The organism is Erysipelatoclostridium sp. MSK.23.31 (assembly GCF_019125875.1).
In the GTDB taxonomy this organism is placed as follows: domain Bacteria; phylum Bacillota_I; class Bacilli_A; order Erysipelotrichales; family Coprobacillaceae; genus Thomasclavelia; species Thomasclavelia ramosa.
Genome location: NZ_JAHOCB010000026.1, coordinates 46,649 through 53,714, shown reverse-complemented (window position 1 = coordinate 53,714; position 7,066 = coordinate 46,649). Strand labels below are relative to the sequence as shown.

Annotated in this window: 7 protein-coding genes; 1 reads left to right on the top strand and 6 read right to left on the bottom strand. The window is 32.7% G+C overall.

Annotated elements, in window-relative coordinates; translation table 11 throughout:
• Positions 1-77 precede the first annotated feature (77 nt).
• The gene (gene guaA / locus KSU54_RS12080) at positions 78-1,625 is read right to left on the bottom strand and encodes a glutamine-hydrolyzing GMP synthase (RefSeq protein WP_008791662.1); all 1,548 of its coding nucleotides are present in this window, start codon (positions 1,623-1,625) and stop codon (positions 78-80) included.
• A gap of 11 nt (positions 1,626-1,636) precedes the next feature.
• A complete protein-coding gene (locus KSU54_RS12075) occupies positions 1,637-2,908 on the bottom strand; it encodes an adenylosuccinate synthase (RefSeq protein ID WP_217751463.1) in 1,272 nt (423 codons plus the stop codon).
• 170 nt (positions 2,909-3,078) lie between these two features.
• On the opposite strand from KSU54_RS12075, the gene KSU54_RS12070 reads away from it, so the two are divergent.
• Positions 3,079-3,966, top strand: coding sequence for a LysR family transcriptional regulator (locus tag KSU54_RS12070; protein WP_008791660.1), 888 nt, complete (start codon positions 3,079-3,081; stop codon positions 3,964-3,966).
• A gap of 34 nt (positions 3,967-4,000) precedes the next feature.
• Here KSU54_RS12070 and KSU54_RS12065 read toward each other — a convergent pair whose 3' ends face one another.
• From KSU54_RS12065 to KSU54_RS12055, 4 genes are all read right to left on the bottom strand, one after another.
• A complete protein-coding gene (locus KSU54_RS12065; protein ID WP_003537653.1) occupies positions 4,001-4,252 on the bottom strand; it encodes a hypothetical protein in 252 nt (83 codons plus the stop codon).
• Between the two features lie 9 nt (positions 4,253-4,261).
• Positions 4,262-5,332 carry a competence/damage-inducible protein A gene (locus tag KSU54_RS12060; protein ID WP_117792583.1) on the bottom strand — a complete coding sequence of 357 codons (1,071 nt, stop codon included), beginning with the start codon at positions 5,330-5,332 and terminating at the stop codon, positions 4,262-4,264.
• Between the two features lie 236 nt (positions 5,333-5,568).
• Positions 5,569-5,724 carry a DUF6323 family protein gene (locus KSU54_RS19470; RefSeq protein ID WP_003537648.1) on the bottom strand — a complete coding sequence of 52 codons (156 nt, stop codon included), beginning with the start codon at positions 5,722-5,724 and terminating at the stop codon, positions 5,569-5,571.
• Positions 5,725-6,211: 487 nt separating this feature from the next.
• On the bottom strand, positions 6,212-7,051 hold the full coding sequence (locus KSU54_RS12055; RefSeq protein ID WP_008791658.1) for a DUF368 domain-containing protein: 840 nt from the start codon (positions 7,049-7,051) through the stop codon (positions 6,212-6,214).
• Between the last annotated feature and the right edge of the window lie 15 nt (positions 7,052-7,066).

Sequence of the window (7,066 nt, the reverse complement as noted above, 5' to 3'; positions counted from 1 at the left end):
AGAAAAGAGATAGCTTTCGCTATCTCTTAAGCCCCTCCACTATTGACACGGAGCCGATACCTACAAACCTATCAATGTTATTCAAATTCAATCGTTCCTGGTGGTTTTGAAGTAATATCATACATTACTCTATTTACCCCACGAACTTCATTAATAATTCTAGACATAACCTTATTTAATACTTCATAAGGAATTTGAGCAGCTTCTGCTGTCATGAAATCAATTGTGTTAACAGCTCTAAGCGCGATAGCATGATCATAAGTTCTTTCATCACCCATAACCCCCACTGAACGCATATTTGTAAGAGCAGCGAAGTATTGACCGATTGAACGATCTAATCCTGCTTTTGCAATCTCTTCTCTGTAAATTGCATCAGCATCTTGAACGATTCTAACTTTTTCTGCTGTTACTTCACCAATGATCCGAATACCAAGTCCAGGCCCTGGGAACGGTTGTCTAAATACTAAGTATTCAGGGATTCCTAATTCAAGACCTACTTTACGAACTTCATCTTTGAAAAGATCACGTAATGGTTCAATGATTTCTTTGAAATCCACTGCATCAGGTAAGCCCCCAACATTATGATGAGATTTGATTACTGCTGATTCACCACCTAATCCACTTTCAACAACATCAGGATAAATAGTTCCCTGAACTAAGAAATCAACAGTCCCAATCTTTTTAGCTTCTTCTTCAAAAACACGAATAAATTCTTCACCGATAATTTTACGTTTAGCCTCAGGTTCCTCAACACCCTTTAACTTTTCATAATATCTTTCTTGAGCATTAACTCGAATAAAGTTTAAGTCATATTGACCATCAGGTCCAAATACCGCTTCTACTTCATCACCTTCATTTTTACGAAGTAATCCATGATCAACAAAAACACAAGTTAATTGGTTTCCTATTGCTTTAGATAATAATACCGCTGCCACTGATGAATCAACTCCACCAGACAAAGCGCATAACACTTTACCATTACCAACTTTTTCTCTAATCGCTTTAATTTGTTCTTCAACAAATGAATCCATACGCCAATCACCACTACAATTACATACATCTAAAACAAAGTTAGATAACATTTTTGTTCCATATTCAGTATGTAAAACTTCGGGATGAAATTGAATTGCATACAATTTTTTACTTTCATCTTCACATGAAGCAACTGGACAGTCTTTAGTGTATGATGTAATTTCAAAGCCTGGAGCAATTTTTGAGATATAATCAAAATGACTCATCCAGCAAATCGACTCTACCGCCACATCTTTCATTAATTTAGATTCTTGTTTACTAACAATTAAATGAGATTTACCATATTCTCTAACATCAGCTTTTTCTACTTTACCACCTAACACATGCTGCATTAACTGAGCCCCGTAGCATAAACCTAATACCGGTATCCCTAATTCAAATAATTCTTTTTGATAAGTAGGTGAATCTTCTAAATAACAACTATTAGGGCCACCCGTTAATATAATCCCTTTCGGATTCATCTCTTTAATCTTTTCAATATCTACTTTATAAGAATAAATCTCACAGTAAACATTACACTCACGTACTCGACGTGCTACTAATTGGTTATACTGACCACCAAAATCAATTACAATTACTAATTCATTTTTCACTAGCTATCCTCCTATTTAAAAATTTCTCTTAACACAATTGTTTGCTCTCTATCAGGACCAACAGAGAAAATTACAATTGGACAATTAATCAATTCTTCAATTCTTCTTAAATACTTTTGACAATTTTCAGGTAATTCCTCAAAAGAAGTAACCTTAGTAATATCTTCATCCCATCCTGGCATTTCTTCATAAACAGGTTTAACCCTATTCAACTGTTTAATCGTTGAAGGTAATGCTTTGATGATTTTACCATCTAATTCATAAGCTGTACAGATTTTTAATGTCTTTAACCCTGATAATACATCTAATAACATTAAACTAATTCCCGTCAATGAAGACATTCTTCTTGATTGATTAACAACAACAGCATCAAACCATCCAATTCTTCTTGCTCTTTTTGTTACTGTACCATATTCATGGCCACGTTCACGGATTTGATCAGCCAATTCACCTTCAATTTCTGTTGGGAAAGCCCCACTACCTACTCTTGTTGTATAAGCCTTAACAATTCCCACTGCTTCATTAATATATAATGGGCCAATTCCAGAGCCTTCAGCTACTCCATTAGCACCGGGATGTGAACTAGTAACAAATGGGTATGTACCATAGTCAATATCTAACATTGTCCCTTGAGCCCCTTCAAATAATACATTTTTACCAGTTTGAAAACATTCATCTAAAACAACACCAGTATCACAAACCATTGGTGCAATGATTTTAGCATATTCTTTATATTCTTCAAAGATTTCCTCGGCACTACATGTAAGTTCAGGATATTGCGCTTTTTTAGAAGCCAAAGCTTCTTCTAATCTTTCTTTAAATAATTCCTCATCAATGAATTCACCCATACGGATTCCCATCCGTTCATATTTGTCGACATATGTAGGTCCAATTCCTTTTTTAGTCGTTCCGATATTATTAGCTCCACGCCTAGTTTCTTGAATTTCATCGATTTCTAAATGATAAGGTAAGATAACATGAGCCCGATCACTAATCATGATCTTATCAGTGCTAATATTAGCATCATTTAAATATTTCATTTCTTCAAGTAAAGCTTTAGGATTAATTACCATTCCGTTACCTAAAATAACATCATTACCACTAAAAATTCCTGAAGGAATCAAACGTAAAGCAAACTTTTGACCATTAAATTCAATTGTATGCCCGGCATTATTACCACCTTGATATCTAGCAACGATATCTGCTTTTTGAGCCAGGTAATCAGTAATTTTACCTTTACCCTCATCGCCCCATTGACTTCCTACTACAACAACTCCAGCCATTAAATTCACACCTTTCTTATTTACTATTACATTATATACAATAAACTAACAAAATGCATCAATAAATATACATTAATATAATAGTTTGACTAGTTTACAGAATAATTATATTATAGTCTTAGCTATTAGTAAAATTAATATATTATAATTATGATATAAGGAGAACTTATATGTATATCAAACTAGAACAATACAAAATATTCAATGAAGCTGCTACGACCCTATCTTTTTCAATCGCAGCTAGAAATCTTTTTATTTCTCAATCTGCAGTTTCCCAAACAATCAGCAGTATTGAAAAAGAACTACAGACTCAATTATTTATTCGCAATTCTAAAGGTGTTAGTTTAACTAAAGAGGGTAAATTATTACATCAGCAAATTGACAAAGCTTTAGCATTGATTACCGGAGTAGAAAACCAGTTATCAAATTATCATGAATTAAAAGATGGTCAATTAATTATTGGAGCCGGTGATACTTTTAGTGAGTATTTTTTAACTAATTATATCGTTAAATTCAAACAACTATATCCTGGGGTTAAAATCAAAGTAATCAACCGAACCAGTCTAGAAACCCGTGAATTGTTGAAATCTGATCAAATAGATCTCGGTTTTTTAAATCTTCCCATCAAAGATGATTCTTTAGTAATTAAAGAATGCTTCCAAGTTCATGATATTTTTGTTTCTAAAAAGCCTGATAATCATATTTACACCTTCAATCAATTAGCTGATAAGCCCCTAATTCTTTTAGAAAAGTCATCAAATACCCGTAATCGTATCGATAATTACTTTGCTAATAAGGGACTATTATTAAAGCCAACAATTGAACTTGGAGCTCATAATTTATTGTTGGACTTTGCCAGAGCAGGACTAGGAATTTCTTGTGTCATTAAAGAATTCTCCCAAGAATTACTTGATCAAGGGATTCTTCATGAAATAAAAACATCACAACCATTGCCTAAACGCAGTATCGGTTATGCTTATCCAAAACGACGAACTCAATCTGTTGCTACAAACAAATTTATTGAACTAATTGCTAATGATCCAACTTTACATATCTAAAAACGTCACTGATTAATTTAGTGACGTTTTTTATTTATCCTTTTAACCCTCTTGACTGACGTTCCATATCCTCAACAACGATATCATAGATTTCACCAAGTGATGCACAATATTCCAACACTTGCCACGGTTCGTTAGTATGGAAATGAATCTTGATCAACTCATCATCACCAACCGCTAACAAACAATCTCCTTTAAAATGTTCAGTAATGTAATCATTGATAACATCTTCATCGAGATTTTTACCTTCAATCAATAGTTGAGTATCATATCTAAATTCTAGCATCTTATTCTCCTAATTATAACCTGGTTGAGTTAAAAATTTATAAACTCGCTCAATAATTTTTGATTCTAACTTATTATATGATAAAGTTGGATCTTTTAATAAAGGTATTTCGAAAACATCTTTTCGTCCTTGATAATCAATCGTTATTTTAATAATTGATCCTAAAGGATGTTCACGGCAATCGATTAATAAATTCATTGTATCTTCAGTATGGTTGTGACCAAGATTAAAATCATCTCTAAGCGTAAAATTATCACATTCATAAATTGTCCAATAAGATGGCATTATGTTTGCTAAGGCCTCTTTTAAATTCTTCTCTTTGATAATATAATCTTTTAAAATCTTTTCAATTTCTGTCTTAATTGGAGCAATTTTTTTATCAGCAGTTTCTTTATCGCTTGCTTTACAACCTAATCGAACCCGCACTGTTTCTTCTGAAGCATAAAGAGCAATACTAACTTCTTCTTGGTGATCAATTAAATCTGCTAAGACCTCATCAACCCGACTTTCTCCTATTCCCATGGTTAGAAAATCATATGTGTAAATAATATCCTGCTTAAATTGACTTAAATAATCTTTTAAAACATGATCAACAACATAAGTCATTTCTTTAGGCGGACCAGGCAAATTAACAATTATCTTTTCATCTTTCGACATTACACAGCCATTTGCTGTCCCTACTTCATTTTCTAAAATATAACAATCTTTAGGAAAAAAAGCTTGTTTAAAATTATTTTCCGGAATATCACCCCATCCCGTTACAAATCGACATTTTTCTTCTACCTTTTTAGCTTCTTCTTCATTATATAATAATTCTAAACCCAAATATTCTGCCGATAATTCTTTTGTTAAATCATCTTGGGTAGGTCCTAATCCCCCAGTCGTAATTACACAATTAGCACCACGTTTAAAAGCTACATCTAGACATTCTTTAAAACGATCATGATTATCACCAACTGTCGTTTGATAGTAAACATTAAACCCCAAGTCTTTACACATTTTTTGAATATAAGTTGCATTAGTATTAACAATTTCTCCTAATAACAATTCTGTCCCAACATTAATTATTTCAACATTCATGAAATTATCCTCCTTAATGATTAACTATATTATAGTTAATTTTAATCATTTTGCTAGTCTTTTAATCATTAAAATTATTTCTTGCATATTTTCCTTCTAGCACCTAAGACCAAAGGTCTAGTTGAATACCAAAATAAACTAACAAAAATGACTAAACAAGCAATAAAAGTTAATTATTAGCTGAATTATTCCTAAATCGAATTCAATATACATATCACTCACTCGTCAACTTCACTTCAATAGTAATAAAAAATTTCTATCAGCTGACTTAGCATCTCTAAATAATCGTATTTGGCAATAAACTGACTATCACAAAATGCTAAAATAAAATCTTTGATAATAGTGCTTTTGAATTCTAATAACCCCTTATCAATAATAGTTGCTATCCTCACTTTCGGACTATCCAAATATTACTTATAGCGATTTACACTCTATAAACGTTTCAGTCCTTCATCATTTCTGACTGCTATGACTTCATCTGATTTCTTGTGATAAATCTTTTTCTATCGATGGTATCATTACTGTTTTTAAAGTTTACTGGACTTCATCGTCCACAAGGCCTCCCGAGGTAAGGCATACATCTTTTTTATCTTCACAGGTTTTTGATTTACTGTCTTGGTTTTACGTTTACCTTTTGGACTTGGTTTGTTCTGCAACCTTGTCCACCATTCAGCCTCATCAAATTTCTTTTCGTAACCTCGAAGATTTTGCCACACCACTTCCTCCGCCCATAGCATCACTACTAACGGCTTGTGGTTCACTACTCTTGGCGGTAAATACCCGTGGTTGGACTTTCACCAGCTAGATGTATGCCATGCTCGACACACAGAAAAAGAAGTCATTGGTTTTACAATCAATAACTTCTTTTTTATATTTTAACTATTGAATCTTAGATAATCCAAGAACAATGATTCCTCCAAAAATAACTGCAATAATTGATGTCACAACTAAACTTAAATTATAACTTACATCAAAAGGAATCAATACTAATGACGAAGCAACGATCAATCCTAAAATCAAACTCAAGAATCCAGCTTTATGAGTTTTAGTGAAATATGAACATAATTTTGCACTAACAACTATTCCTACGGCAATACCAATTGCCATAAATCCTAGCGGCATAATAACATCCAGACTAAAACTAGTAACATTTGCTAGATAAGACTTAAATAGATAATATTCTCCTAAAATTAATAAAACCATACTACCGCTAACACCGGGCATAATCATAGTTGCTCCTGATACGGCACCAATAATTATCATTTTAACAAACAAACCAGCACTTAGAGCGGGAAAATCAGGATTAACAACTACTTTCCCTTCTCCAGGATTTAAAAATTCTAACCCAAAGATAATTGCTAAACCACAAATAAAAGGGATAATTACAAGTTTTTCACCTTTCATTTCCCCTTTTAAAAATAAAGGAATACTAAAAGCAATCAAACCAATAAACCAATAAATCGTCTGCGTTGGATAATATTCAAATAACACTTCCAATATTTTCGCAAATCCAATTATTCCAACTCCAGCGCCAACCAAAACCTGAAAAATAAAGATAATATCTTCTTTGCGATTAGGATTTTCTTTTTTAAAGATTCCACTAATAGCATCCATCATGCGATTAAAGATACCTAGAATTACCATCATGGTTCCACCACTAACGCCTGGAATAACGTTAGCAATACCAACAGCGATTCCGCCAATTATGTTTTTTATCATTGAAACTTCTCCTTT